We start from the raw sequence: 1,316 nt of genomic DNA on the forward strand, positions 1-1,316 counted from the left end.
ATCACATCCTGCGCTGTGATTGAAAAGATGGTCTTGCTTGCGGGACGGCAGGGGTTTAACCTGCAATTGCGTGTTCATTCACGCATCCAACCGGGTAACCAACCCCGGAAAATCTGGAAGCAATCACTTGCTTTCATCGCACTGGAGACGATAACTCTCTTCTTTGCGGAACCCCGACGGCATGAGCATAAACGCCCGCCGTCAACCCCGGTCGGCCTCGCTGCCCGGGGTTTTTTCTTTTGGGGGCGCGCTTTTCACAGGCCTCAATGCCCTTCGGTTGACCGTCTTTTTCAAATAAATCATTGACCTGGCGGCCCCGGCGCTAAAAACTCGACGCCTATGGCAATCAAAGATTTGAAGAACAAATGGCAGGAATTCAACTGGCGCGAGACCAATTGGCGGGAAATCGGAAAAACACTGCCGGCCAGGGCTGCCGCCGTGGGCCGGTCGCCGCTCTGGCAGCGGCGCGCGGCTTGGGCGGTGGGCAGTTTGCTGGTGTTGTGGGCGCTGGCTTATGCGGCCGTGCCGCCCATCCTCAAATCCCAACTGGAGAACATCGCTTCTGAAAAGCTGGGCCGCCAGGTCACCGTGGGCGAGGTCGACTTCAAGCCCTGGTCGCTCGAACTGACTCTTCGCGACCTGGCCATTGCCCGTGCCGGCCCGGTGGGTGGCGTTTCGGCAGCTTCTCCCCAGGCAACRCCCCAGTTTTCCGTCAAGCGCCTATATATAGATGCAGAGCTGGAGTCCCTGCTTCGCCTCGCCCCAGTGGCCGACGCTGTTCAGGTGGACGAACCCCTCGCGTTTCTTACCCATCAAGGTGACGGCCGTTACGACATCGACGACATCCTGGAGCGCTTCAAAACACCCGCAGATGCCCCCGCCGGCGACCCGCCGCGGTTCGCGGTCTACAACATCGTCGTCAGCGGCGGGCGCATGGACTTCACCGACCAGTCCGTCGGCAAGACCCATGAACTGCGGGAGCTGGGCCTGTCGGTTCCGTTCCTGAGCAACCTCAAATCCCAACGTGAAGTCAAAACCTCGCCGCACCTGGCCTTCAGGCTCAACGGCAGCAGCTTTGACACCGCTGCCGAAGGCACACCCTTTGCCCAGACCCACAAAACCGACGCCACCCTCACGCTGCGTGGTTTCGACCTGAACCCTTACCTGGCGTACTGGCCTGCGAGCCTGCCCGTCAGGCTGCAAAGCGCGGTACTGCATGCCGACGCCAAAGTCGCGTTTGAGCAGACACCCGCCACGGTGGTGCGGATTTCCGGAACCGTGACGGCGGAAAAGGTTCGTGTGCTGACAGCACAAAC

At 60.5% G+C, this 1,316-nt stretch carries 2 protein-coding genes; both read left to right on the forward strand.

Going from position 1 to position 1,316, the window contains the following annotated elements:
* The coding region (locus AC1D1P_RS23565; protein ID WP_477674674.1) for a hypothetical protein at window positions 1-306 on the forward strand (306 nt) is incomplete at its 5' end.
* A 33-nt stretch (window positions 307-339) separates the two neighbouring features.
* Window positions 340-1,316 (forward strand): DUF748 domain-containing protein (locus tag AC1D1P_RS23570; RefSeq protein ID WP_477674675.1); only part of this gene is annotated, 977 nt, incomplete at its 3' end.

It is taken from the genome of Polaromonas sp. P1_E1_2 (genome assembly GCF_056406035.1).